The following is a 23,902-nucleotide window of genomic DNA, read 5'->3' on the forward strand; positions in this document are numbered from 1 at the left end:
TAATGAAAACATTGTAGCGCGACAATGCCCGGACAGGGGTGACGATTGCGAGCACATGGACATATACGCGGCGCTGCCGCGATCGGATTCATCGCGGCGAAAAAATCCTTACGCCGGCGCCGTCAGCGACGTCACCAGCTTCACGCGCTTGATCTCGCCCACGATGACCACATAGCTGAAGATCGTGACGGCCGCATTCGCGCCCACGAACACGAGCGCGCCCGCGAACGATCCGGTGCCTTGCAGGATGTAGCCGATGACGATCGGCGTCGTGATGCCCGCGATGTTGCCGAAGGTGTTGAACAGCGCGCCGGACAAGCCGCCCGCCTCCTTCGGCGACGTGTCGGCCACGACGGCCCAGCCCAGCGCGCCGACGCCCTTGCCGAAGAACGCCAGCGCCATCACGGCGACGACGAGGGCATCCGCCTCGATGTAATTACAGGCGATCATGCTCATCGACAGCAGCATGCCGGCGACGATCGGCACCTTGCGCGCCATCGACAGCGAGAAGCCGGCTTTCGCCAGGCGGTCCGAGACCGTGCCGCCCACGACGCCGCCGAGGAAGCCGGCGATCGCGGGAACCGACGCGACGAAGCCCGCCTTCAGGATCGTCATGTGGCGCTCCTGCACGAGGTACACGGGGAACCACGTGAGGAAGAAGTAGGTCAGCGTGTTGATGCAGTACTGGCCGACGTACACGCCCAGCAGCATGCGGTTGCCCAGCAATTCCTTGATGCAGGCGAACGTGTCGACGGCCGGCGGTTGCGCATCGTGCCTGGCCCCGTCCAGGTCGACGAGCGCCCCGCCCTCTTCGATGTATTTCAGCTCGCTGGCGCTCACGGACGGATGGTCCTTGGGGCCGTGGATGACCTTGAGCCAGACGAAGGCCATCGCGATGCCGAGGCCGCCCATCACGACGAACACGCTTTGCCAGCCGAAGGCATGCACCAGAGCGCCCATGATCGGCGCGAACAGCACGGTCGCGAAATACTGGGCCGAATTGAACAACGCGGACGCGAGGCCCCGTTCGTGCGTGGGGAACCAGGCCGACGTGATGCGGCTGTTGCCCGGGAACGAAGGCGCCTCCGCCGCACCGACGACGAAACGCAGCGCGAACAGCGCCGCCACGGCCGCGCCGCCGGCGAGGAAGCCGACGCCGCCCGTCAGCATCGTGAACAGCGACCACAGGAAGATGCTGAAGAAATAGGTGATCTTCGAGCCGAAGCGGTCGAGCAGCCAGCCGCCCGGCAGCTGGGCCGCCACGTACGACCACGCGAACGCGGAAAACACGAAGCCCATCTCGACGGGCGACAGGCCCAGGGCCTTGCGGATTTCCGGTCCCGCGATCGAGATCGAGGCCCGGTCCGCGTAGTTGATCGTGGTGACGATGAAAAGAATCGCCAGAATCGTCCAGCGCGTGCGCGACGCGAGTCTGGAAGCAAGCGCCGGCATGGCGGCGGTCGTTGTGTGCTCCATGGTCCCTCCAAGGTTGTGGGTGGCGTCCGTCGCGTCAGAACGTGTGGCGGATGCCGAGGTTGTAGCCGGTGTTGCCCGTACCCGGCTCCGTGTTGTTGGCGACCGTGTAGCCGGCGCCGTTCTTGTTATCGATATGCGCGTATGCCGCATACAGGCCGGTGCGCTTCGTCAGCGCGTACAGGTAGCCGATGCCCCACGACGTGGCGTCCTGGTTGAAGTGGGTGCGGTCGTCCTTGTGCTGGGTCGAGAACATCAGCGTGCCCGGACCCACCGGCGCCGAGAAGCCCAGCAGCAGGTCGCGGCCGTCCGTCGACGGCGTCGGCTTCACGCCGCCGTACGGGTTGTTGGCATTGCCCAGCGTGGCGCTGCCCGCGCCTTTGTCGATGCCGTAGGCGGCATACAGCTTGACCCATTTGACGTCGTAGTTCGCGCCCAGCAGCGTGTTGCGGCCCAGGTCGTGGTGCGTGCCCGTCGCCGCGACGTCCGTGTTCTTGTTGTTGTAGGCGAGGCGCACGCGCAGCGGGCCGCTCGCGTAATCGACCGCGCCGCCGAACTGGCGTCCCGCCGACAAGACCGACTGCTCGCCGGCGCTGTAGAACAGTTCCACGTGCGCGCCGTTCACCTTGGGCGACGCGTAGGTGACGGCATTGCTGGCGCGGACGTTCGTGCCGTTGTCGGGGAAGAGATTCTTGGACGTGCCGGCGTAACCGGTGCCGAACGGATCGGCCACGGCCGTGAGCGTCGTGTGGTAAGGCGTGTACTGGCGGCCCAGCGCGACGGCGCCGGCCTTCGTCCCGAGGCCCACGAACGCCTGGCGGTTGAAGATCGTGCCGGCCGCGTCTTCTTCGCCCGTGTCGATCTTGACGCCCGTCTCCAGCGTGAAGAACGCCGACATGCCGTCGCCCAGTTCCTCGGTGCCGCGAAAGCCGATGCGCGAGGCCGAGGCGGCGCCGCTCGTCAGCTTCGTCATATGGCCGGCGCTGCCGCCGCTCTCGCCCACGAAGGCGGCGTCGACGATGCCGTAGAGGGTCACGTTCGTTTGGGCGTGCGCGCCCGCGCCCGCGGCCAGGCCGAGGGCGGCGATTACTGCTTTCTTCAAGATGTCTCCTTGGTTTGTCGGTGTTATTTTTTTGCGTGGCGCGAAAGATCAGGTCACCGGGGCCGGGTTGAACAGCGCGAGCGCGTTATGCAGCTTCCACTGCTCGGCCCACGTCTTTTTGCGGCCGCTCGCCACGTCGAGCAGGAAATGGAACAACTCCCAGCCGACGTCCACGATCGTCGCTTCGCCGGTCGCGATGCGGCCCGCGTTGATGTCCATGAGGTCGTGCCAGCGGCGCGCCAGATCGTCGCGCGTGGCCACCTTCACGACCGGGACCGCGGCCAGGCCGTACGGCGTGCCGCGGCCCGTCGTGAACACGTGCATGTTCATGCCGGCGGCCAGTTGCAGCGTGCCGCAGATGAAATCGCTGGCCGGCGTGGCCGCGTAGATCAGGCCTTTCTGCTGCAGCTTCTCGCCCGGAGACAGCACGCCCGCGATGGGCGCCGTGCCGGACTTGATGATGGACCCCATTGCCTTTTCCGTGATGTTGGCCAGGCCGCCCTTCTTGTTGCCGGGCGTCGTGTTGGCGCTGCGGTCCACGCCGCCCCGCTTCAGATACTCGTCGTACCAGGCCATCTCGCGGATCATCGCCTGGGCCACGTCGTCGTCGACGGCGCGCGCCGTCAGCTGGTCGATGCCGTCGCGGACTTCCGTCGTTTCGGAAAACATGACGGCGGCGCCCGCGCGCACGAGCAGGTCGCTGGCGTAGCCGACTGCCGGGTTGGCCGTCACGCCGGAGAATGCGTCGCTGCCGCCGCACTGCACGCCGACGACGAGTTCCGATGCCGGCACGGTCTCGCGCCGGCGCTTGTCCAGCTCGGCCAGGTGTTTGTCGGCCGTGCGCATGATGGAGTCGATCATGTCGCCGAAGCCCACGTGCGCCGCGTCCTGCAGGCAGACGGTGTCGAGTTCCTGTCCGTTCTGGATCGGGATCGAGCCTTGCGGGAACATGCGGGCCGGCTGCAGCTTTTCGCAGCCCAGGCTCACCAGCATCACGCGGCCGCCGAAGTTCGGGTTCTTCGCGATGTTGCGCAAGGTACGGATCGGGATCTCGGCGCCGGGTGCGTCGATGGCGACGCCGCAGCCGTACGTGTGTTCGATGGCGACGACGTCGTCCACGTTCGGGTACTTCGGCAGCAGTTCCTGCTTGATGCGCTCGACGGCGAATGCGACGACGCCGGACACGCACTGCACCGTCTCGCTGATGGCGAGGATGTTGCGCGTGCCGACGGAGCCGTCCGGGTTGCGGAAGCCTTCGAACGTGAAGCCGTCCATCGGTGCCAACGGCGCGCGGTCGCGCACCGGCTTGGGCAGGTCGTCCAGGCCGCGCGCGGCCGGCACGCCGACCAGCGATTCCTCGACCCACGTGCCGCGGGCGATGGGCTGCAGCGCATACCCGATCGTCACGTCGTAACGCACGATGGCCTCGCCCTGGGCGATATCGGACAGGGCGACCTTGTGCCCTTCCGGCACGCGCGTCGTCAATGTCAGGCCGTCGGGGAACACGGTGCCTTCCGGCAGGCCGCCGGCGTTGACGACGATGGCGACGTTGTCGTTCTCGTGCATCCGGATGGTGCGGGGGGTGGTCATCATCGTCTCCATATCTGTCTGCGGGCCCGGCTGCCGCATGATTGCGCAATCATTTCTAGCTTCGAAGAAATGCCGGTGGCGGGCAGCCTGTCGTCATCATTGGCATGCGCCCAAATGACACCGCAATCATTTCAATCGTAAAAATATGGCCTGTCGTTCGTCGGCCATGGGTCTTCCCGCCGTGGAAGGGTGAGCAACGGCACCATCGCTTGGCGGCGTTTGGTATGATACCGCAATCATCCTTGAACGCAAGCGATTTGTGGTCGGATGTCGTACAACTGATCTTTTACCTAGCACGAACCCGCGCATGACCGAGCCGCTCGACCACGACACCGACACCTCCCCCGAACGGCCGAAAAGCATCACGCTCAAGGACGTCGCCCGGCTGGCGGGCCTGTCGCCGATCACCGTGTCGCGCGCGCTGCACAATCCGAAACTCGTGAAGCCCGACACGATCGCGCGCGTCAAGGAAGCGGCGGCCGCGATGGGCTATATCCCAAACATGCTGGCCGGCAGCCTGACGACGAAGCGCAGCCAGCTCATCGCGGCCATCGTGCCCCAGCTGTCGAACTCCATGTTCGCCGAGATGGTGCAGGGCCTGAACGACGAGCTGTCGGCGCACGGCTACCAGTTGCTGCTGTCCGTGTCGAACTATTCCCAGCAGAAGGAAGAAGACCTGCTGACGGCGATCCTCAGCCGCCAGCCCGACGGCATCGTCCTCACGGGCATCCAGCACCACGCCAGCGTGCGCAAGAAGCTGCTGGCGACGGGCGTGCCCGTCGTGGAGGCATGGGACCTGACGCCCTCCCCCATCGACATCGCCATCGGCTTTTCGCAGGAACGCATCGGCGAAAATGTCGCGCAGTATTTGCTCGGCAAAGGCTATAAACGGTTTGCCTCGATTTGCGCGCGCGACGAACGCGCCAACCGGCGCCGCCTGGCGCTGGAGGCGGAACTGAAGCTGCACGGCGTGGAGCCGCTCGCCACGCACCTTGCGACGCCGCCGACCGTGCTCAATCTGGGCCGCGAAGGCCTGCGCGCGATTCTCGCCGCCGGCCACGATCCGGACGTCGTCGTCTGCAGCTCGGACGTCCTGGCCCAGGGCGCCCTCATCGAAGCGCAGGCGCAAGGCATCGCCGTGCCGGGCCAACTCGGCATCATGGGCTTCGGCGACTTCGATTTCGCCGCGTTCACCCATCCCCCCATCTCGTCCGTCCACATCGACAAGCGGGCCATCGGCGCGCAGGCCGCCAGGGCGCTGATCGCCAAGATCGAAGGCCGGCCGCTGGCGGGGAATGTCATCGACGTGGGGTTCCGGCTGGTCGAACGGGGTACCACGCGCGCGGCTGTCGCACAACCGTAGAGTGGACGGCATAGCCGTCCACTCTACGCAAAAATCTTCTTGCGATGCCGCGGCGTTAGTTGTACGATGACTGACAAGTTAAGCCCGTTCCTCTCATCCGCCACTGGAGCCCCCATGAATCCGCAAGAACTCAAACAGGTCATGTCGTCCGGCCTGCTGTCCTTCCCCATCACCGACTTCGACGCCGAAGGCAACTTCCGTCCCAGCACCTATATCGAACGCCTGGAATGGCTCGCCCCGTACGGCGCCACCGCCCTGTTCGCGGCCGGCGGCACGGGCGAATTCTTCTCCCTGACGCACGACGACTATTCGCAAGTGATCAAGACCGCGGTCGACACCTGCGCCGGCAAAGTGCCCATCCTCGCGGGCGCCGGCGGCCCGACCCGCAGCGCCATCGCGTTCGCCCAGGAAGCCGAACGCCTCGGCGCCAAGGGCGTGCTGCTGCTGCCGCACTACCTGACGGAAGCGAGCCAGGACGGCCTCGTCGCCCACGTGGAACAAGTCTGCAAATCGGTGAATATCGGCGTCGTCGTGTACAACCGCGCGCAATGCCGCCTGACGCCGGATTCGCTGGAGAAGCTGGCCGACCGCTGCCCCAACCTGATCGGCTTCAAGGACGGCATCGGCGACATCGAACTGATGGTGTCGATCTGGCGCCGCATGGGCGACCGCTTCAGCTACCTGGGCGGCCTGCCGACGGCGGAAGTCTATGCCGCCGCGTATAAAGCGCTGGGCGTGCCCGTGTATTCGTCGGCCGTGTTCAACTTCATGCCGCAACTGGCGATGGATTTTTATCACGCGATCGCGAAAGACGACCACGCGACGACGAACCGCCTGCTGGACGAATTCTTCCTGCCCTACCTCGCGATCCGCAACCGCAAGGCCGGCTACGCCGTGTCGATCGTCAAGGCCGGCGCCCGCCTCGTGGGCCACGACGGCGGCCCGGTGCGCGCGCCGCTGACCGACCTGACGGAAGAAGAACACGCGATGCTCGACAAGCTGATCAAGGCGCAGAACGTCCGCTGATCATCAATCGGTCGCCCGCGTCCCCGTGATGCCGGTTTCGACGATGCCGCGCGTCGTCCCCGCCGGCCGCGTTTCAGCGCACGGGCGCGATCGATGCGGCGGCCGAATCCAGTTGCAGGGCCACGACGGTGTCCATGTCGTCGCGTGCGGCGGCCGGCACGGAGATCTCGATGCCGCGCGCCGTCTGTTCGACGTGCGCCGCGCCGCCGCCCAGCACGGACGCGCGCACGACCTTGGCCGGAATCGCGGGCAGCGCCAGCTTGTCGCCGGGCCAAGCCAGCACGTGCACGTAGATCGTGTTGCCGCGGCGCGTGGACGCGCCCCACGCGCCCGGCAGGAACGGGCCGCCGCGGGTGCCGTAGATGCTGTCGCCATGCTTGCCCAGCCACGCGCCGATCTCGCGCAGCCGGTCGGCCTGGGCGGCGTCGATGCGGCCGTCGGGATCGGGTCCCACGTTCAGCAGCAGATTGCCGTCGCGCCCGGCGACGTTCGCCAGCAGCTGGATGTAATGCTTGAGCGGTTTCGGCCGCATGTCCGGCTGGTAGCCCCAGGCGCCGGCGATGGTCGTGCACAGCTCCCACGGGTGCTGGTCGTCGTAGTCGCCCAGCGCGCCGTCGCCTTCGCGCGAATGGAAATCTTCCTGCATGTCGGCGCGGCCGTTGATGACGATATCCGGCTGCAGGCGCCGCAGCATCGTATGGACCTTGTCGTGCTGCCAGTCGAAGCCGCCCGCGTAGTGCTTGCCCGGGGCGCGCTTCTGCCATTCCGCGCCCTTCCAGTCGCCGCTGAAGTTCAGCCAGTCGGTCTCGCCGCCGTCGAACCACAGCACGTCGATCTTGCCGTAATTGGACAGCAGTTCCTCGACCTGGCGGTGGTACTGGGCGCGCATCGCTTCCGCGCTGTCCCGCTGCAGGTCGGGGAAGAAGAAGCCCGGGTAGCGCCAGTCCAGCGGCGAGTAATACAGCCCGACGCCCATGCCCGCGCGGCGCGCGGCCTTGACGTAGTCGGCGACGAAATCGCGGTGCGCGGCCGTCTTCGTGCTCGAGAAGGGATTGGCGCCGTCGTCGAACATCGCGAAGCCGTCGTGGTGGCGCGACGTGAACACCATGTATTTCATTCCGGCGGCTTTCGCGACCTGCGCCCAGGCGTCCGCGTCGAACCGCGCCGGCTTGAACCGGTCGGCCAGTTTCGCGTACTCGCCGGTCGGGATCTGTTCGTTCCACTGCACCCACTCGCCGCGGCCGGGAATGGCGTACAGGCCCCAGTGGATGAACATGCCGAACCGGGCCTGGCGCCACCAGGCGATGCGCGCGGCCGGATCGGCATCCGCCGCCTTGGCCGATGCCGGCGCCGGTTCGGCCGAGGCGGCGCCCGGCGCGGCGCACACGGCGGCCGCCAGCAGCAGGCCGGCGCACGCGGCCAGCAGCAGGCCGGCGCACGCGGCCAGCGCGGATGAAGCGATCTTCATTGCGATGTCTCCTCAGGATTATTGTTCCGATTGAATTGTGCGGATGGCACCCGGCCGCCGCAATGTCGAAATTCGCCATGGCGGGTAACAAAATATGCGTGGCGCGCTATCTTTACACGGGCGGCACAGCGTCAACTATCACGAATTTGACGTCTGCCATGCCATTTCGCGATCCGCCGGCCGCAGCGGAAAGCGCAGGCTGAACACGGTATGGTCTCCCGACCGGCTGTCCACCTCCGCCGTGCCGCCGTGCAGGCGCATGATGGCGCGCACGATCGACAATCCGAGGCCGACGGAACTGCCCGCCCCGCGCGCCGCGTCGGCGCGGTAATAGCGTTCGAACACGCGCTCGAGATGTTCGGGCGCGATGCCGTCGCCGCTGTTCCGTACCGACAGCGTGACCCACTGGCTGTCGCTGCGCGCGCCGAGGCTGACGACGCCGCCCGGCGGCGTGTGCGCGATCGCGTTCGACACGAGATTGCTGACGGCGCGCCGCAACAGCACCGGGTCGGCGTAGACCTGCCGGGCCGCGACGTCGTCGAGGCCGAGCCGGATGCCCTTGTCCTCGGCCAGCATCTCGAAGTATTCGCGGATGTGCTCCAGTTCCGCGCGCACGTCGAGCGCATCGCCGCGCAGCGCCAGCTGGGCATTGTCGGCGCGCGCCAGGAACAGCGTGTTTTCGATCATGCGCGACAGCCGCTCGTATTCCTCGAGGTTCGACGCCAGCAGCGCCTCGTATTCGTCGGCCGTGCGTGTGCGCGCGAGCGCGACCTGGGTCTGCATCATCAACGCGTTGACGGGCGTGCGCAGGTCGTGCGCGAGGTCCGCGGCGAAGCCCGACAGGCGCTGGACGCCTTCCTCGAGCCGGTCGAGCATGGCGTTGAACGCGACGGCCAGCGCGCGCAGTTCGGCCGGCAGGTCGGCGGCGGGCATCCGTACGGCCAGCCGCTGGGCGTGGATGGCGTCGGCGCGGGCGATCACGCCGTACAGCGGACGCAGGCCGCGCTTCACGGCCGCGAAACCGAGGGCCGCCGCGGCCAGCGTGCCCGCCGCGAGGGCACCCAGCAGGTCGAGGGCGTAGCGGCGCAGGATCGCGAGACGGTCGGAGCGCGTGCGCACGAGCGTCACGCGCAGCGGGCTGCCGGCATCCCCGGCCAGCACGGCGACGATGCGCTTCGAACCGCCGGCATCGTCGCGCGCGGCGATGTCGGCGAGGCCCGGATCGCGCCCGAGCGGGACCGGCGCACCCTGCGGCACGGCGGCGGGACCGGCGAGCACCGTGCCGTCGGCCGCGCGCACCTGCAGCGTGACGCCGTCCTGGCCGATGGCGCGCGCCAGCACCGCGTCGATGCGGCGCGGGACGGGCTGCGCTTGCAGCAGCTCGCGCAGCAGCACCGCCTTGTTCAGCAGGTCGGCATCGTCGCGCCGGCCCATCTGGTGCGCCAGCGTCTCGTACAGGTAGGCGCCGACGGCCACGAACACGGCGGCGGCGATGGCGGCGAACAGCAGGCCGAGACGCAGCGCGATCGAGACCGGCCGCGTCGTCACTCCCGCTCCTCCATCAGGTAGCCCATGCCGCGCACCGTGTGGATCAGCTTCACCGGGTACGGGTCGTCGACCTTGGTGCGCAGGCGCCGGATCGCGACGTCGACGACGTTCGTGTCGGAATCGAAGTTCATGTCCCACACCTGGGAGGAGATCAGCGAACGTGATAGCACCTCGCCCTGGCGCCGCGCCAGCAGCACGAGCAGCGCGTGTTCCTTCGGCGTGAGGTCGATGCGCTTGCCGCCGCGCGTCACGCGGTGGCGCCGCAGGTCGATCTCGAGGTCGGCCACGGCGAGGATGTCGGGCTCGCGCACGGGCGCGCGCCTCAGCAGCGTGCGCACGCGCGCGAGCAATTCGGCGAACGCGAACGGTTTCACCAGGTAGTCGTCGGCGCCAAGCTCCAGCCCGCGCACGCGGTCGGCCACGTCGTCGCGCGCCGTCAGGTACAGCACCGGCGTCTCCTTGCGCTCGCGCAGTCTGGACAGGACCGTCCAGCCGTCCATCGCCGGCAGCATGACGTCGAGCACCACCAGGTCGTAGTCGTGTTCCAGCGCCAGGTGCAGCCCGTCCGGCCCCGTGCGCGCAAGGTCGGCGTTGAAGCCGGACTCGCGCAAGCCCTTGTGCAGGTAATCGCCCGTCTTGGGCTCGTCTTCGACGATCAGTATGCGCATGTTGCCTCCTCCAGCCATTGTGCCGGAATTCGCGGCGGCGCCGGATGACGGGTGCGCCATCCGGCTGTCATCCGATTGTCATGTGCGGGTCACGCCGGCGTCAGCGGCCGCCCGGCAGAATGCATCCATCGCCACCACGAAGGAGGATCCCATGCACACGACGATCCGCGCCATCGTCCTGTCCCTGCTCGCCGGCGTGGCCGGTGCCGTCGGCGCGCAGACGATGCGCCACGGCCACGATGCGCCGGCCCCGGCCGCCGGCGCGCCGGACCGGTTCGTCGCCAGCAGCGACAAGCCGTTCGCCGCGCTGATGAGCGACGCGATGGCGATCATGGACCGCGACATGGCCGCGGCGCCGACGAACGGCGAAGCGGGCCACGACTTCGTCACGATGATGATCCCGCACCACCAGGGCGCCATCGACATGGCGAAGGCCGTCCTGCTGAACACGCGGGACCCTGTGCTCCGCAACCTGGCGCTCGGCATCATCGCCGAGCAGCAAAACGAAATCAATGTGATGCGCGCCTGGCTCGAACGTCACCCCACCACGAAAAGGACTCGGCATGAACACCATTAACCGACTCGCTCTGGCAGCCGGCGCCCTCGCCGTCGCGCAGGCTGCGCTCGCCCTCCCCTCGCCCACGGACCGCGTGTACACGGCCGACCAGAACACGAACACGGTCTCGGTGTTCGACCCGGCGAACAACCGCCTGCTAGGCCAGATCGTGCTGGGCAACCCGCGCCCCGACGTGCTGTCGCCGCTGTACCGGGGCGAGATCAACGTGCACGGCCTTGGTTTCTCGCCCGACCACAGGACGCTGATCGCGATCTCGAACGGTTCCAATTCCGTGACGTTCATCGACACGGCCACGAACAAGGTCAAGGGCAAGACCTATGTCGGCCGCTCGCCCCACGAAGGCTTCTTCACGGCCGACGGCAAGGAGGTCTGGGTCGTCGTGCGCGGCGAGGATTACATCTCGGTCATCGACCCGGACACGTTCAAGGAGACGCGCCGCATCCCGACGGCCGTGGGTCCGGGCATGGTCCAGTTCCTGCCCGACGGGAAGCTGGCCTTCGCCGTCTCCAGCTTCACGCCGGAGGTCGACGTCATCGACGTCAAGGCGCACAAGGTGATCAAGCGGATTCCCGTCGTCAGCCCGTTCTCGCCCTTCCTGCAGTTCACGCCGGACTTCCGCGAGATGTGGATGACGCACAAGGACGTCGGCAAGGTCACGCGCATCGACACGCGCACGTTGCAGGTGACGGGCGTGATCGACACCGGCTTCATCACGAACCACCTCGCCTTCGCCCGCGCGGGCGGCAAGACGTACGCCTACGTGACGGTCGGCGGCGAGAACGCCGTCAAGGTCTACACGACGGACAAGGACGCGGCGCTCGTCGCCACGATCCCGACGGGCGCGCTGCCGCACGGGATCTGGACGGCGGACGACAGCAGCCGGGTCTACGTGGGACTGGAGAACGGCGACGGCGTCGACGTCGTCGACCCGGCCGTCAACAAGGTCGTCGCGCACATGCCCGGCGGGCAGGCGCCGCAGGCGCTCGTCTACCTGTCGCACGTGGCGCCGCCGGGCAGCGCGGAGAACCTGAGCCCGCGCGTCAACCAGGATGCCGTCAACATTCCGCTGGCCGCGCGCGACGGCGCGGCGGCGCGCGGCTTCGTCGTCGCCCGCCAGCTGGGCGTCGTGGATGCGCTCGAGGTGTCCGTGTTCAAGCTCAAGCCGGCCACGCAGTACGGCGTGTATCTCGGCGGCCAGGCGGTCGGCACGCTGCGCACCGACGCGAAAGGCAATGCGAACGGCACGATGATCGGGCCGGTGCGCGCGTTCACGCGGCCGGATGCGGCGCCGCCGGACCACGCGGCCGGGAAGGTGCTGATCATGGAGGGCACGACGGCGCCCTCCCCGGCGGCGGCCGTGCTGGCGGAGTGACGCGCGCGCGAATTCGCCATGTGTTAAGCAAACAATCCGCAGCGGTGCGATCATAGCGGCTCCCGCGCACCGCGGACCGTATATGCAACCACCACTGACAACAGGAAACGACGCTTCCATGACGACTTCCAGCTACCCCGACACCCGCCTCCTCATCGCCAACGAATGGGTCGACGCCACCGGCGGCAAGACGATCCCGGTCGTGAACCCGGCCACCGGCCAGGCGATCGGCACGGTTGCCCACGCCGCTATCGCCGACCTGGACCGCGCCCTCGCCGCCGCCCAGCAAGGTTTCGAAGCGTGGCGCTTCGTGCCCGCGGCCGAGCGCGCCGCCACGATGCGCCGCGCCGCGAACCTGCTGCGCGAGCGCGCCGGCGACATCGCCCGCCTCTTGACCCAGGAACAGGGCAAGCCGCTGGCCGAGGCGAAGATGGAAGCCATGGCCGGCGCCGAGATCATCGACTGGTTCGCGGCCGAGGGCATGCGCGTGTACGGCCGCATCGTGCCGGCGCGTAATCCGCAGGCGCAGCAACTGGTGCTGAAAGAGCCGGTCGGCCCGGTCGCCGCGTTCACGCCGTGGAACTTCCCGATCAACCAGATCGTGCGCAAGCTGGCCGCCGCGCTGGCCACCGGCTGCTCGTTCCTGTGCAAGGCACCGGAAGAGACCCCGGCGTCGCCCGCCGCGCTGTTCCAGTGCTTCGTCGATGCGGGCGTGCCGGCGGGCGTCGTGGGCCTCGTGTTCGGTGATCCGGCCGAGATCTCGGGCTATCTGATCCCGCACCCGGTCATCCGCAAGGTGACGTTCACCGGCTCGACCCCGGTCGGCAAGCAGCTGGCCGCGCTGGCCGGCGCGCACATGAAGCGCGTGACGATGGAGCTGGGCGGCCACGCGCCGGTGATCGTCGCCGAGGACGCGGACGTGGCGCTGGCCGTCAAGGCCGCCGGCGCCGCCAAGTTCCGCAACGCGGGCCAGGTCTGCATCTCGCCGACCCGCTTCCTCGTGCACAACGCGATCAAGGACGAATTCACGCGCGCCTTCGTCGCCCATGCGGAAGGCTTGAAACTGGGCGACGGCCTGGCCGAAGGGACCACGCTGGGGCCCCTCGCCAACGCGCGCCGCGTGGCGGCGATGACGAAGGTCGTCGAAGATGCGCAGGCACGCGGCGCCATCGTCGCCACCGGTGGCAAGCGCGTGGGCGACGCCGGCAACTTCTTCGCGCCGACCATCCTCGCCGACGTGCCGCTGGAAGCGTCCATCTTCAACGACGAGCCGTTCGGCCCCGTCGCCGGCATCCGCGGCTTCGACAGCCTGGAAGACGCGATCGCCGAAGCGAACCGCCTGCCGTACGGCCTGGCCGGCTACGCGTTCACGCGCTCGATCAAGAACGCGCACCTCTTGATGAACCGCGTGGAAGTGGGCATGTTGTGGATTAACCAACCGGCCACGCCGAGCGCCGAGCTGCCGTTCGGCGGCATCAAGGATTCGGGCTATGGTTCCGAAGGCGGTCCGGAGGCGCTGGAGTCCTACCTGAACACGAAGGCGGTGTCGATGGTGGGCGTTTAAGCCGCCGCCGCGTCCAGCACGACGCGGTTGCGCCCGTCGTGCTTGGCGCGGTACAGCGCCGCATCGGCCGCTGACAGCATCGTGCCGACCGGCGTCCCGGGCGCGTTCCAGCAACCCAGGCCGATGCTGACGGTGGCGGAAAGACGCACGCCGTCGGCCAGCGCCACCGGGTGCGCCGCGAACGCGTCGCAGATGCGCTGCGCGATGGCGCGGGCGTCCTCGACGCCGCAGCCGGGCAGCAGCACGGCGAACTCTTCGCCGCCCAGGCGGCCCAGCACGTCGCCGCTGCGCAGGCACCCCGCCGCCATGCGCGCGAACCCGCGCAAGACCTCGTCGCCCGCCGCGTGGCCGTAGGTGTCGTTGACCTTCTTGAAAAAATCGATATCCATCATCAGCACGGCCGCCGGCCACTGCGCCTGCGCGGATGCCGCCAGCACGCTGTCGGCGCGCGCCATGAAGCCGCCGCGGTTCAGGACCTGCGTCAGCGGATCGTGCGACGCCGCGTGCTGCAGGCGCGCCAGCAGCTCGTTGCGCGCGACCATCACGCTCGCGACGGCCAGGGGCGCCAGCGCCGTCAGGGTCACGCCCACGCGCAGGGACATGACCGCCTGCGGGGTGTTGACCGGCGCGCCGATCACGAGGGCGCCGCTGGCGATGGCCAGTAACGTCCACATCGAAAACACCAGCGTGATGCCGGCCGTGGCGAACAGGCTGTACGTCAGTGCGCACCACAGCATCGCGGGAATCGGAAAGGAAATCACGCCCGGGCCGCCCAGCTGCGTGCCCAGCCACAGGCTGCCCGCGAAGGCGGCCAGCGGCGCGAGCTGTTCGGGCCGCCAGTGGTGCCAGTCGCCGCGGCGGCGGGGGCCCGTCATGCGGCGCACGAGGTCCGGCATGGTCAGCAGCACCGGCAGGATGGCGATGTAACTCACCAGCTCCGTCGCAAACCAGAACATGAACCCGTAGGCCCGCGTGCCGCCGAACAGCGCGGGATGGATGAAGATGCCGCCCACGCCGGCGGCCGCCGCGCCGCTCATGGCCACCGGCACGAAGCGCAGCATCGAGCGCGGATGGCGCAAGCCGCGCACATCGTCGCTCAGGCGCGCGAACAGCCGGTAGCAGACCGTCACGCCCAGCATATTGGTCGACGTGAGCATCAAGGTCTTGGGCCAGCCGTGGTCCATGTACAAGTCGGCAACGATATAGCCGGCGACGGCGAGCAGCCAGTGCGCGGCCCGGGGCGGATGGGCGCGCCGCAGCAGCAGTCCGACCAGGACGGCGTTCGTCGGCCAGAACGCGGCCAGCACGCCCGGCGGGGCCGTGTGGATGCCGAAAATGGAACAGGCGAACACGATCGCGCCGACGAGCAGCGCGTCTTTCAGGTCGAGGCCGGGGTTCACGGCGGGTTGGGATGGCATGCGCGGTATGGACCGGACTGCGGCAATGGAAAGACAATCGTGCGGCCAGATTAGCACAGTTCCATATGGAAACTATCCGTTCCATATCGGAACGTATTCCGGACGCAACGTCAACGCTCCCGCCCCGTCAAGACCCGGTCGATCAACCCGTATTCCGCCCCCTCGGCCGCCGACATATAGCGGTCGCGGTCGGTATCCTTCTCGATGCGCGCCAGCGTCTGCCCCGTGCGTTCGGCCAGGATCGTATTCAGCCGGTGCCGCTGGTACAGCATCTCGCGCGCCTGGATGTCGATGTCGGCCGCCACGCCCTGCGAGCCGCCGTGCGGCTGGTGGATCATGATGCGGGCGTTCGGCAACGCGTAACGCTTGCCGCGTGCGCCCGCCGCCAGCAGGAACGAGCCCATGCTGGCGGCGAATCCCGTGCACAAGGTCGACACGTCCGGCTTGACGAACTGCATCGTGTCGTACACGGCCATGCCCGCGTACACGGACCCGCCGGGCGAGTTGATGTACAGTGCAATGTCCTTGTCGGGATTGTCCGACTCGAGGAACAGCAGTTGCGCGACGATCAGGTTGGCGGATTGCTCCGTCACCTCGCCGACGAGGAAGATCACCCGCTCCTTGAGCAGGCAGGAATAAATGTCGAAGGCGCGTTCGCCGCGCCCGGTCTGTTCGATGACGGTGGGGACGAGGCCGAGGCCTTGCGGAATCTGCGGTGTCATGACGGTCCTTTCTTTCGGTCGGTGGAAGCGCGGTATCGCTCCGCTGCCCTCATGACGCTCGCGACCCGCCGTCGTGTGACGGCAAAAAAATAAATCGCCGGCGTGTCACATCCGGGCGCCGCCAGGCGTCAAGAGGCACCACCACCGCAACGAGGAGAAGCGCGATGCCATGTACCACGGATAGTGACGCCGCCCTGTTCGAACGACTGCGTCCGCGCCTGAAAGCGATCAGCCTGCGCATCGTCGGCAGCGAGGCGGACGCCGAGGACGTCGTGCAGGACTGTTTTCTCAAATGGCATGGCACGGCGCAGGACGCGCTGGCGACGCCGGCCGCATGGCTGACGACCGTCGTCCGCCACCAGTCGATCGACCGGCTGCGCCGCCGCGTGCGCGAGGCGCTGGCGGCGCACGCCGCCCTGGAACTCGTGCCGCAGGCCGACCCCGCGCCGCCGGAAGACGCCCTGCTGCGGCGCGCGGAACTGGGCGAGGCGCTCGCCCGTCTGCTCGCGTGCCTGTCGCCGTCGGAGCGGCTGGCGCTCGTGCTGCACGACGTCTTCGACTGCAACCACGCCGACATCGCGGCGGCGCTCGGATCGACGCCGGCGGCCGCGCGCCAGCACCTGTCGCGCGCACGCCGGCGCCTGCGCGCGCGCGCGGACGACCCGGCGCCGGACGACAAGCTGTGCCGCGAACTGATCCGGCGCTTCCACGCCGCGCTCGACGGCCTCGACGTGCCGGCGATGGTCACCCTGCTCGGCGAGACGCAGCCGATGGCCGTGCGTGCGAGCGCGAGCGCCAACGATGCGTCGTACGCCGTCCTGCTGGCGGCCTAGGCGGCGACGTCCTCGTACCAGCGCCCCTTGCCGAGCAGGATCTCGTGATGCCCGCGCCCGGCGGGGATCATCGGAAGCAGTTTTCGGTCTGCTCGACGGCGACATCCAGCAGATACGGCCCGTCCGCCGCCAGCGCCGCCGCGAGCGCGGCATCGAGCGCATCGCCCCGCGTGACCCGCGCCGCCCGCCAGCCGAACGCGCGGGCCAGCGCGACGAAGTCCGGCAAGGCTTCGGAATAACTGTGGCTGTAACGCCCGCCGTAATGGAGCTCCTGCCACTGGCGCACCATCCCCATGCAGCCGTTGTTGGACAGGATCACCTTGACGGGACAGCCATGCTGCACGGCCGTCGACAATTCCTGGATGTTCATCATGACGGACGCGTCGCCCGTGACGCAGACGACCGTGCTGTGCGGCCGCGCGACCTGCGCGCCGATCGCGGCCGGCAATCCATACCCCATCGTGCCGGCGCCGCCCGACGTGAGCCAGCGCCGCGGCGCGTCGAAGCGCAGATACTGCGCCGCCCACATCTGGTGCTGGCCGACGTCGGTGGCGACGACCGCGTCCCGGCCGGCGAGTTGCCCGGCCAGCGTGTGCATCAGGTGCTGCGGTCCGATCGCATCAGTCTTTGCCTGGAATGCGAGGCAGCGCGCCGCGCGCCAGCGTTCGATGGTCGTCCACCAGGCGTCCAGCGGCGGATTGCTCGCCGGACCGAGCGCCCGCAGCAGCCGCGCCAGCACATCCGCGCAATCGCCGCGCAGGGACACGTCCGCTTCGACGATGCGGTTGAGAGATACCGGGTCGATGTCGATGTGAACGATGTTCGCATCCGGGCAGAAATGGTCGAGGTCGCCCGTCACGCGGTCGTCGAAGCGGGCGCCGACGCACAGCACGAGGTCGGCGTGGTGCATCGCCAGGTTCGCCTCGACCGTGCCATGCATGCCCAGCATGCCGAGCCACTGCGGCGCCGACGCGGGAAACGCGCCCAGCCCCATCAGCGTCAGCGTGCACGGCGCGTTCTTCCAGCGCACGAGCTCGGCGAAGAGCGCGCACGCGTCCGGGCCGGAATTGACGAGGCCGCCACCACCGTAGAACACCGGACGCCGGGCGCCGCGGATCAGTGCCGCCGCTTCGGCCACCCGGTCTTGCGGCGGCGGTGCCGCGTGCGCGGGGGCGGTGACGGCGATGCGCCCGGACTCGGCGCGCACCGCTTGCGCCTGCACGTCTTTCGGCACGTCCACGAGCACCGGCCCGGGCCTGCCCCGCGTGGCCATCGCGACGGCGTGGCGGATCGTCGCGGCGACGTCGTCCGCCGCCCGCACTTGCGCCCGCCACTTGGTGACGGTCTGCGCGATGCCGAGCGCGTCGCACTCCTGGAACGCGCCTGTACCGATCAGCTTGCTCGCCACCTGGCCGCTGATGCAGAGGATGGGAATCGAATCGCTGAGGGCATCGAGCAGGCCCGACGTCGTGTTCGCCATGCCGGGACCGGACGTGACCAGCACGACGCCGAGCCGGCCCGTCGTGCGCGCATAGCCCTCGGCGGCATGCACGGCCGCCTGCTCGTGGCGGACGAGGATGTGGCGCAGGCGGCCGTCGGCGGCGAGCGCGTCGTACAGGGGCAGGACGGCCCCGCCCGGGTAGCCGAAGACGGTATCGACGCCGCAGGCGACCAGCGTGTCCAGCAACGATTGCGCGCCGTTCTTGGGAAACATGTTCATTGGGATCTCGGGAAGGATGACCCTTAAATTCTATTCACCGCATGCATAAAAGTGCTTCATAATTTCAGCATATTCACGCGCCATTAATGAAAGATTTCAAGAAAATATGAATGTTGACGAAAAATCCTTCGACAAGCACGACCGCACCATCCTCGGCATCCTGCTCAAGGACTCGCGCACGCCCCTGCAGGAAATCAGCAGCGCCATCGGCCTGTCGAGCACGTCGTGCTGGAACCGCATCAAGCGCATGAGCGACAGCGGCCTGCTGCAGGCTTATACCGTCAAGGTCGACCTCGAACTGCTCGGCTACCAGGACACCGTGATCGTGCAGGTCACGCTCGACAACCACAGCGAGGAAACCTTGTACGAATTCGGGCGGGCGCTGCAGGAGATACCGGAAGTGCTGGAAGCGTTGCTGATCTCGGGCGATTACGACTATTTCATCCGCATCGCCGTCAAGAACACGAAGGATTACGAGCGCATGCTGCGCGAAAAGCTGTACAAGATTCCCGGCATCCGCCACAGCAAGTCGAGTTTCGTGCTCCGCACCCTCAAGCGTGTCGACACGCCGCTGGATATCTGAATCCGATTATCACGAACGCGCGGACGGCGCCGCGATGATTCGCAATCCGCGCCCTGGAGCCGGTTGAGCTAACGCAATCCTGTCCCCGTCCTTCGTCCCGATACTGGATGCATGCCGCATACACCTGCATCCACTTGCATCGAGCAAAGGAGCGCGACATGGAGCGACGTACGTTTCTCAGGATGGGTAGCGCATTCGCACTCGGCAACGCCCTCGCCGCCTGTGGCGGTGGCGACAAGCCCCCGGCAATTGCCGCGGCACCACCGCAGCTGAAGGCCGTGGTCGGCTGGAACCAGGCCGCGCTGCAGGCGGTACGCAACGTGAAGCCCGGCCCGCCGATGGTCGCGCGCTCGCTCGCGGTGCTGCATACGACCATGTACAACGCGTGGGCGGCGTACAGTCCGACCGCGATCCAGACGCCGCATGGCCCGCCGGTACGGCGTCCGGAAAACGAACAGCTGGCTGTCAACAAGGCCATGGCGATGAGCCATGCGGCCTACCGCGTGCTGATCGACCAGTTCCCCACGCAAAAGGCGTTGTTCGACAGCTATATGGCGAGCCTCGGCTACGCCCCGACCCCGAACACGGCGGACCTCGCTTCGCCCCAGGGCATCGGCCAGGCGCTGGCGGCGGCCATGCTCGACTATTGCCACAAGGACGGCGCCAACCAGCTGGGCAACCTCACGCCGACCGGGGTACCGTACGCGGATTACACGGGGTATGCGCCGAAAAACCCGGCGCTCGTCGTCGATCAACCGACCCCGCTCGCCGACATGCCGGCGCCGGGCAACTGGCAACCGCTGACGTTCGCCGACGCGTCCGGCGCCACCGTGACGCCCGGCTATCTCGCCGCCTGCTGGGACCACATGACACCGTTCGCGCTGACCTCGGCCGACCAGTACCGCCCGGGCCCGCCCGCGGCATTCGGCACGCCCGAATACACGGCGCAGGCGCAGCACATCCTCGACGTGCAGGCCGCGCTCACCGAACGGCAGAAAGTCATCGCCGAGTATTGGGCGGACGGCCCCAAATCCGAACTGCCGCCCGGACACTGGTGCCTGTTGGCGCAGTTCGTGTCGGAACGCGACCACAACACCGACGACCAGGACGTGCTGCTGTTTTTCGCGCTGGCCAATGCCCTGTCCGACGCGGCGATCGCCGCCTGGGATGCCAAGCGTGCCTACGATTCCGAACGCCCGATCACGGCCATCCGCTATCTGATGCAAGGCAAGTCCATCACGGGCTACGGGACGCCGGGCGTGGCGGCCGGCCTGCGCCAGATTCCCGGCGAGACGTGGGTGCCGTACCAGCCGAACACGTTCCCGACGCCGCCCTTCCCCGAACATGTGTCCGGTCACAGCACGTTCAGCGCCGCCGCGGCGGAAGTGCTGCGGCGTTTCACGGGCAGCGACGTGTTCGGCGCCAGCTATACGAAGCCGGCGCGTTCGATGGTGGTCGAGCCGTCCCTGCCGTCCACCGACGTGACGCTGAGCTGGGCGACGTTCAGCGACGCGGCGGACGAAGCGGGCCTGTCCCGCATCTACGGCAGCATTCACTTCGATAACGCCAATACCGCCGGAAAAGACCTCGGCCGCAAAGTCGGTGCGCTCGTGTTCGACAAGGCGCAGCGTTACTGGACAGGGCAAGCCTGAGCCCGGGAGGTCGACATGAAGCGTGAAACGTGGCGTTCGCCTCGAGCGCAGCTCATGAGAGTCAAAAGCCCGAGTGAGATATGGAAGACGCTGGATGCGGATGGAAAGCTCGACGGACTCCCGTTCATGCCCGAAATGGTGGTGTATTGCGGATCGTATATCCGGGTACATCGAAGCGCTCGCAGGACGTGTGTCGTCGGCCATGGCTTTCGCGAAATGAAGGATGCCGTATTTCTGCAGGACGCCCGCTGCGACGGCAGCTTTCACGACCACTGTCATCGTGCCTGTCTACTATTCTGGAAAAAAGAATGGCTGGCGCCGGCGGAGGCGGCTCCCGTCGCGCAGTCCGAATGGTCCGCGGATGACGCCGCCGCTGCGGAGCGCCTGCGGCGCCTGCCCACACGCGACGGCCCGCGCTACACGTGCCAGTCGACGGCGCTCAAAGCGGCGACGACGGCCTTGCACCGCTGGGATGTCCGGCCCTTGCTCCGCGAAATCGTGGCGGGCGAATTGTCGCTGTCCGACTTCGTCCGCATTCTCATCCGCACATTACGGCGCCGGGCGAGCGGCGGCAACCCGAAGCGCCAGCTCATCGGCGCGGCCGGGCAAAAGAGCCGGGGCAGCCTGGATCTGCGGCGCGACGAATGGGTCGTGCTCAAGCCCATCGAAGAACTCCGGAAGCAACTCGACGAGCACGGAAGGAATTGCGGGCTCAACTTTCCCCCGACCATGCACCATGCGATCGGGCGCAGTTACCGGGTCGCCTTTCCCGTCCGCCAGATCATCCTCGAACAGACGGGCACGATGGTAAAGCTCAACAATACCGTCGCCCTCGACGGTTTGCTGTGCGAAGGCCTCGATGTCGCCAATTGCCCGCGCGGGGAATACCTGTATTGTCGCGAAAGCTGGCTGCAGCGCACCGCGGAGTCCGCCGATCGCGTGGGGGAGCATCGCGCCTGACGCGTGCGCGCTGGAATACCCCCGGCGGCGCTATAATGGGCTCATCATTTCCGGCCGCGCCTGCCCACGCGCGAACCGAAACCATGCATTATGCCCTCGCGCCCCGCACCCTCTTCTTCAGCCATTATTTCTACACCGGCCTGCGGATCGCCACCGGCGTCGTCGGCCTGACCTTCCTCACCTACGCCTTCGCCGACCTGCCGACCGCGATGGCGGTGGCCATGGGCGCGCTGTGCACGAGCCTGATGGACTTGCCCAGCCCGCTGCGCCACAAGTTCAACGAGATGCTGGCCGGCGTATTGACGTGTTCGCTGGTGGCGCTGCTCGTCAGCCTGTGTTCGCCCGTGCCGTGGCTGCTGCGCACCGTCATCGTCCTCGTCTCGTTCCTGGCCAGCATGATGACGGTGTACGGCCGGAAGGCGATGCCGCTGCAGTTCGTCGCCCTGTTCGTGATGATGCTGTCGAGCGACGCGGCGGCCGCTCCGCTGCAGGCGCTGCGGCATGGCGCCCTGTTTTTTGCCGGCGGCGCGGGCTACATGACGTATGCGATGGTCGTCGTGTGGATCCTGCGGCGGCGCCTCAAGCAGCAGGTGCTGGCCGAAGCGCTGTACGAACTGGCGGCCTACACGTGCATCAAGGCCGGTTGCTACGACATCGCCAACGCCCTGCCCGCGCAGATGGAAAAACTCGTGCGCCAGCAAAGCACGCTGGCCGAGCGGCAGCAGGCGTCGCGCGACCTCGTCCTGCGCGGCAAGCCCAAGGCGGACGAAGCCGTGCTGGTGCGGGTGCACTACGCCATGTTCGACCTGTACGAACTGGTCCTGTCGACGCACACCGATTACGCCCTGCTGCGCCAGCATTTCGCCGGGAGCCCCGTATTGCCGCTGCTGGGCGACCTGATCGGCAAGGCGGCGCGCGACATCGAATCGGTGGCGTATGCCATGACGCGCAACCGGCCCTCGCGTGCCGTCATCGATTACCAGGACGAGCTGGATGCCCTCGACGCGGCGCTGCGCGCCCTCCCCCCGGCCGACAGCGACGACTACAACGCGCAGGCGGTGCTGCGCGCCACGTCGAACAAGATCCGCGACATGATCGCGATGATCGCGCGGCTGCACGCCGCCAGCACGACGTCCGACGGCACGCTGCCGATGGCGGCCGGCAGAGACCTGACGCCTTTCCTCACCCAGCAGCGCTACAGCATAGGCATCCTGCTGTCCAACCTGCGCTGGACGTCGCCCACGTTCCGCTTCGCGCTGCGGGTGGCGATGGCGATTTCCGTGGGCCTCCTGTCGGCCGAATGGCTGCCCTACCAGTCGCACGGCTACTGGACGGCGCTGACCATCGCCGTGATCCTCAAGCCCAGCTTCAGCATGACCCGCCAGCGCCGCGCCGACCGCCTCGTCGGCACGCTGATCGGCTGCATGCTCACGGCCGCGATCCTCTACGTCGTGCATGCGCCGGCCGTGCTGATCGGCTTCCTGTTCGTGGCGACGGCGGCCGGTCCCACGTTCCTGTCCATCAAATACCGCTACACGGCCATCGCCGCCAGCATGCAGGCCCTGCTGCTGATCGGGCTGACGGTGCCGCACGGTGCCGGAGCCATCGAGGAGCGGTTGCTCGACACGCTGCTCGGCACCCTGATCGCCACCTTTTTCAGCTACGTGCTGCCGAGCTGGGAATACCAGAACCTGCCGGAACTGGTGCGCGCGGTGGCCGGCGCCAACCGCAAATACATCGACGCCGCCGCCGACCTGCTGCTGGGGCGCGCCGTCGACGACTTCCACTACCGGGTCCACCGCAAGGGCTTCATGGACAGCCTCGCCAATCTCAGTTCGCTGCTGGTCCGCATGCTCGACGAGCCGACGGCCCAGCAGCGCGCACCCGCCGAGCTGAGCCGCTTTACGGTGCAGAATTATCTGCTGATGGCCCATATGGCGGCGCTGCGCCTGCTGCTGCTGCGCTACGCCGACGACATGCCGCGTGCGGAAGTCGACACCGCGCTCGAGCACGCGTTCGCCAAGGTGAAAAGCACACTCGGGGCGGCCGCGCCGGCGGAAGAGGCGGCGTCCAGCGGGCGCACGGTCTGGATCGCGGCGTGGCCCGGCTGGGCGCCGCTGCAGCGACGGCTGCGCCTGCTGCAACAGGATGCGGCGCAGGTGGCGCTCAGCAGCGCCGCGATCGAAGACGTCCTCGGCCGGACCGATCATCGACCTGCTTCAAAAACCGCGCGCGCCGGATGGAACTAAAGGACGTCGAAGCC

At 67.9% G+C, this 23,902-nt stretch carries 19 protein-coding genes; 10 read left to right on the top strand and 9 right to left on the bottom strand.

Annotation, left to right across the window (positions count from 1 at the left end; genetic code table 11):
* Positions 1-108 precede the first annotated feature (108 nt).
* Genes BVG12_RS09465 through garD form a run of 3 tightly spaced genes read right to left on the bottom strand, consistent with a single transcriptional unit; the run spans position 109 to position 4,177 of the window.
* Positions 109-1,476 carry an MFS transporter gene (locus tag BVG12_RS09465; RefSeq protein ID WP_075792177.1) on the bottom strand — a complete coding sequence of 456 codons (1,368 nt, stop codon included), beginning with the start codon at positions 1,474-1,476 and terminating at the stop codon, positions 109-111.
* Positions 1,477-1,510: 34 nt separating this feature from the next.
* Positions 1,511-2,575, bottom strand: coding sequence for a porin (locus BVG12_RS09470; protein WP_075792178.1), 1,065 nt, complete (start codon positions 2,573-2,575; stop codon positions 1,511-1,513).
* 48 nt (positions 2,576-2,623) lie between these two features.
* Positions 2,624-4,177, bottom strand: coding sequence for a galactarate dehydratase (garD, locus tag BVG12_RS09475; protein ID WP_075792179.1), 1,554 nt, complete (start codon positions 4,175-4,177; stop codon positions 2,624-2,626).
* A gap of 295 nt (positions 4,178-4,472) precedes the next feature.
* Here garD and BVG12_RS09480 point away from each other — a divergent pair, with 295 nt between their 5' ends.
* Both BVG12_RS09480 and kdgD read left to right on the top strand, forming a co-directional pair.
* Positions 4,473-5,528 (top strand): LacI family DNA-binding transcriptional regulator, encoded by a 1,056-nt coding sequence (locus BVG12_RS09480; protein WP_075792180.1) that lies wholly within the window; start codon positions 4,473-4,475, stop codon positions 5,526-5,528.
* A 114-nt stretch (positions 5,529-5,642) separates the two neighbouring features.
* Entirely contained in the window at positions 5,643-6,554 is a 912-nt protein-coding gene (gene kdgD, locus BVG12_RS09485; protein ID WP_075792181.1) for a 5-dehydro-4-deoxyglucarate dehydratase, read from the top strand.
* Between the two features lie 73 nt (positions 6,555-6,627).
* Here kdgD and BVG12_RS09490 read toward each other — a convergent pair whose 3' ends face one another.
* The 3 genes from BVG12_RS09490 to BVG12_RS09500 form a co-directional block, all read right to left on the bottom strand.
* Positions 6,628-8,022, bottom strand: a complete 1,395-nt coding sequence (locus BVG12_RS09490) for an alpha-L-fucosidase (protein WP_083684836.1) — start codon at positions 8,020-8,022, stop codon at positions 6,628-6,630.
* Between the two features lie 138 nt (positions 8,023-8,160).
* Positions 8,161-9,570 carry a heavy metal sensor histidine kinase gene (locus BVG12_RS09495; protein ID WP_075792182.1) on the bottom strand — a complete coding sequence of 470 codons (1,410 nt, stop codon included), beginning with the start codon at positions 9,568-9,570 and terminating at the stop codon, positions 8,161-8,163.
* A complete protein-coding gene (locus BVG12_RS09500) occupies positions 9,567-10,238 on the bottom strand; it encodes a heavy metal response regulator transcription factor (RefSeq protein ID WP_075792183.1) in 672 nt (223 codons plus the stop codon). The genes BVG12_RS09495 and BVG12_RS09500 overlap by 4 nt, the downstream gene beginning before the upstream one ends.
* A 151-nt stretch (positions 10,239-10,389) precedes the next feature.
* On the opposite strand from BVG12_RS09500, the gene BVG12_RS09505 reads away from it, so the two are divergent.
* The 3 genes from BVG12_RS09505 (at position 10,390) to BVG12_RS09515 (ending at position 13,751) form a co-directional block, all read left to right on the top strand.
* Complete coding sequence (locus BVG12_RS09505) at positions 10,390-10,815, top strand: DUF305 domain-containing protein (RefSeq protein ID WP_075792184.1); 426 nt, start codon at positions 10,390-10,392, stop codon at positions 10,813-10,815.
* Complete coding sequence (locus tag BVG12_RS09510) at positions 10,802-12,187, top strand: YVTN family beta-propeller repeat protein (protein ID WP_075792185.1); 1,386 nt, start codon at positions 10,802-10,804, stop codon at positions 12,185-12,187. The genes BVG12_RS09505 and BVG12_RS09510 overlap by 14 nt, the downstream gene beginning before the upstream one ends.
* A gap of 118 nt (positions 12,188-12,305) precedes the next feature.
* The gene (locus BVG12_RS09515; RefSeq protein WP_075792186.1) at positions 12,306-13,751 is read left to right on the top strand and encodes an NAD-dependent succinate-semialdehyde dehydrogenase; all 1,446 of its coding nucleotides are present in this window, start codon (positions 12,306-12,308) and stop codon (positions 13,749-13,751) included.
* On the opposite strand, the gene BVG12_RS09520 is transcribed toward BVG12_RS09515, so the two are convergent.
* Complete coding sequence (locus BVG12_RS09520; protein WP_075792187.1) at positions 13,748-15,169, bottom strand: GGDEF domain-containing protein; 1,422 nt, start codon at positions 15,167-15,169, stop codon at positions 13,748-13,750. The genes BVG12_RS09515 and BVG12_RS09520 overlap by 4 nt on opposite strands.
* A gap of 110 nt (positions 15,170-15,279) precedes the next feature.
* A complete protein-coding gene (clpP, locus tag BVG12_RS09525) occupies positions 15,280-15,891 on the bottom strand; it encodes an ATP-dependent Clp endopeptidase proteolytic subunit ClpP (protein ID WP_075792188.1) in 612 nt (203 codons plus the stop codon).
* A 164-nt stretch (positions 15,892-16,055) separates the two neighbouring features.
* Between clpP and BVG12_RS09530 the strand changes: the two genes are divergently transcribed.
* On the top strand, positions 16,056-16,724 hold the full coding sequence (locus BVG12_RS09530; RefSeq protein ID WP_075792189.1) for a sigma-70 family RNA polymerase sigma factor: 669 nt from the start codon (positions 16,056-16,058) through the stop codon (positions 16,722-16,724).
* 67 nt (positions 16,725-16,791) lie between these two features.
* On the opposite strand, the gene ilvB is transcribed toward BVG12_RS09530, so the two are convergent.
* Positions 16,792-18,444, bottom strand: a complete 1,653-nt coding sequence (gene ilvB / locus BVG12_RS09535) for a biosynthetic-type acetolactate synthase large subunit (RefSeq protein ID WP_370662832.1) — start codon at positions 18,442-18,444, stop codon at positions 16,792-16,794.
* 106 nt (positions 18,445-18,550) lie between these two features.
* Between ilvB and BVG12_RS09540 the strand changes: the two genes are divergently transcribed.
* The 4 genes from BVG12_RS09540 (at position 18,551) to BVG12_RS09555 (ending at position 23,888) form a co-directional block, all read left to right on the top strand.
* Entirely contained in the window at positions 18,551-19,027 is a 477-nt protein-coding gene (locus tag BVG12_RS09540) for an Lrp/AsnC family transcriptional regulator (RefSeq protein ID WP_075792190.1), read from the top strand.
* Between the two features lie 158 nt (positions 19,028-19,185).
* Positions 19,186-20,679, top strand: a complete 1,494-nt coding sequence (locus BVG12_RS09545; protein WP_075792191.1) for a vanadium-dependent haloperoxidase — start codon at positions 19,186-19,188, stop codon at positions 20,677-20,679.
* A 15-nt stretch (positions 20,680-20,694) separates the two neighbouring features.
* Positions 20,695-21,639, top strand: a complete 945-nt coding sequence (locus BVG12_RS09550) for a hypothetical protein (RefSeq protein WP_156895598.1) — start codon at positions 20,695-20,697, stop codon at positions 21,637-21,639.
* A gap of 83 nt (positions 21,640-21,722) precedes the next feature.
* Entirely contained in the window at positions 21,723-23,888 is a 2,166-nt protein-coding gene (locus BVG12_RS09555) for an FUSC family protein (RefSeq protein WP_075792193.1), read from the top strand.
* Positions 23,889-23,902: the final 14 nt, after the last annotated feature.

The organism is Massilia putida, from assembly GCF_001941825.1.
GTDB lineage: Bacteria > Pseudomonadota > Gammaproteobacteria > Burkholderiales > Burkholderiaceae_D > Telluria > Telluria putida.

Bases quoted from the DNA above. Each gene is read 5' to 3' on its own strand.
- BVG12_RS09465 (WP_075792177.1), bottom strand. From the start codon at position 1,476: ATGGAGCACACAACGACCGCCGCCATGCCGGCGCTTGCTTCCAGACTC.
- garD (WP_075792179.1), bottom strand. From the start codon at position 4,177: ATGGAGACGATGATGACCACCCCCCGCACCATCCGGATGCACGAGAAC.
- BVG12_RS09480 (WP_075792180.1), top strand. From the start codon at position 4,473: ATGACCGAGCCGCTCGACCACGACACCGACACCTCCCCCGAACGGCCG.
- kdgD (WP_075792181.1), top strand. From the start codon at position 5,643: ATGAATCCGCAAGAACTCAAACAGGTCATGTCGTCCGGCCTGCTGTCC.
- BVG12_RS09490 (WP_083684836.1), bottom strand. From the start codon at position 8,022: ATGAAGATCGCTTCATCCGCGCTGGCCGCGTGCGCCGGCCTGCTGCTG.
- BVG12_RS09500 (WP_075792183.1), bottom strand. From the start codon at position 10,238: ATGCGCATACTGATCGTCGAAGACGAGCCCAAGACGGGCGATTACCTG.
- BVG12_RS09505 (WP_075792184.1), top strand. From the start codon at position 10,390: ATGCACACGACGATCCGCGCCATCGTCCTGTCCCTGCTCGCCGGCGTG.
- BVG12_RS09510 (WP_075792185.1), top strand. From the start codon at position 10,802: ATGAACACCATTAACCGACTCGCTCTGGCAGCCGGCGCCCTCGCCGTC.
- BVG12_RS09515 (WP_075792186.1), top strand. From the start codon at position 12,306: ATGACGACTTCCAGCTACCCCGACACCCGCCTCCTCATCGCCAACGAA.
- BVG12_RS09520 (WP_075792187.1), bottom strand. From the start codon at position 15,169: ATGCCATCCCAACCCGCCGTGAACCCCGGCCTCGACCTGAAAGACGCG.
- clpP (WP_075792188.1), bottom strand. From the start codon at position 15,891: ATGACACCGCAGATTCCGCAAGGCCTCGGCCTCGTCCCCACCGTCATC.
- BVG12_RS09530 (WP_075792189.1), top strand. From the start codon at position 16,056: ATGCCATGTACCACGGATAGTGACGCCGCCCTGTTCGAACGACTGCGT.
- ilvB (WP_370662832.1), bottom strand. From the start codon at position 18,444: ATGAACATGTTTCCCAAGAACGGCGCGCAATCGTTGCTGGACACGCTG.
- BVG12_RS09540 (WP_075792190.1), top strand. From the start codon at position 18,551: ATGAATGTTGACGAAAAATCCTTCGACAAGCACGACCGCACCATCCTC.
- BVG12_RS09545 (WP_075792191.1), top strand. From the start codon at position 19,186: ATGGAGCGACGTACGTTTCTCAGGATGGGTAGCGCATTCGCACTCGGC.
- BVG12_RS09550 (WP_156895598.1), top strand. From the start codon at position 20,695: ATGAAGCGTGAAACGTGGCGTTCGCCTCGAGCGCAGCTCATGAGAGTC.
- BVG12_RS09555 (WP_075792193.1), top strand. From the start codon at position 21,723: ATGCATTATGCCCTCGCGCCCCGCACCCTCTTCTTCAGCCATTATTTC.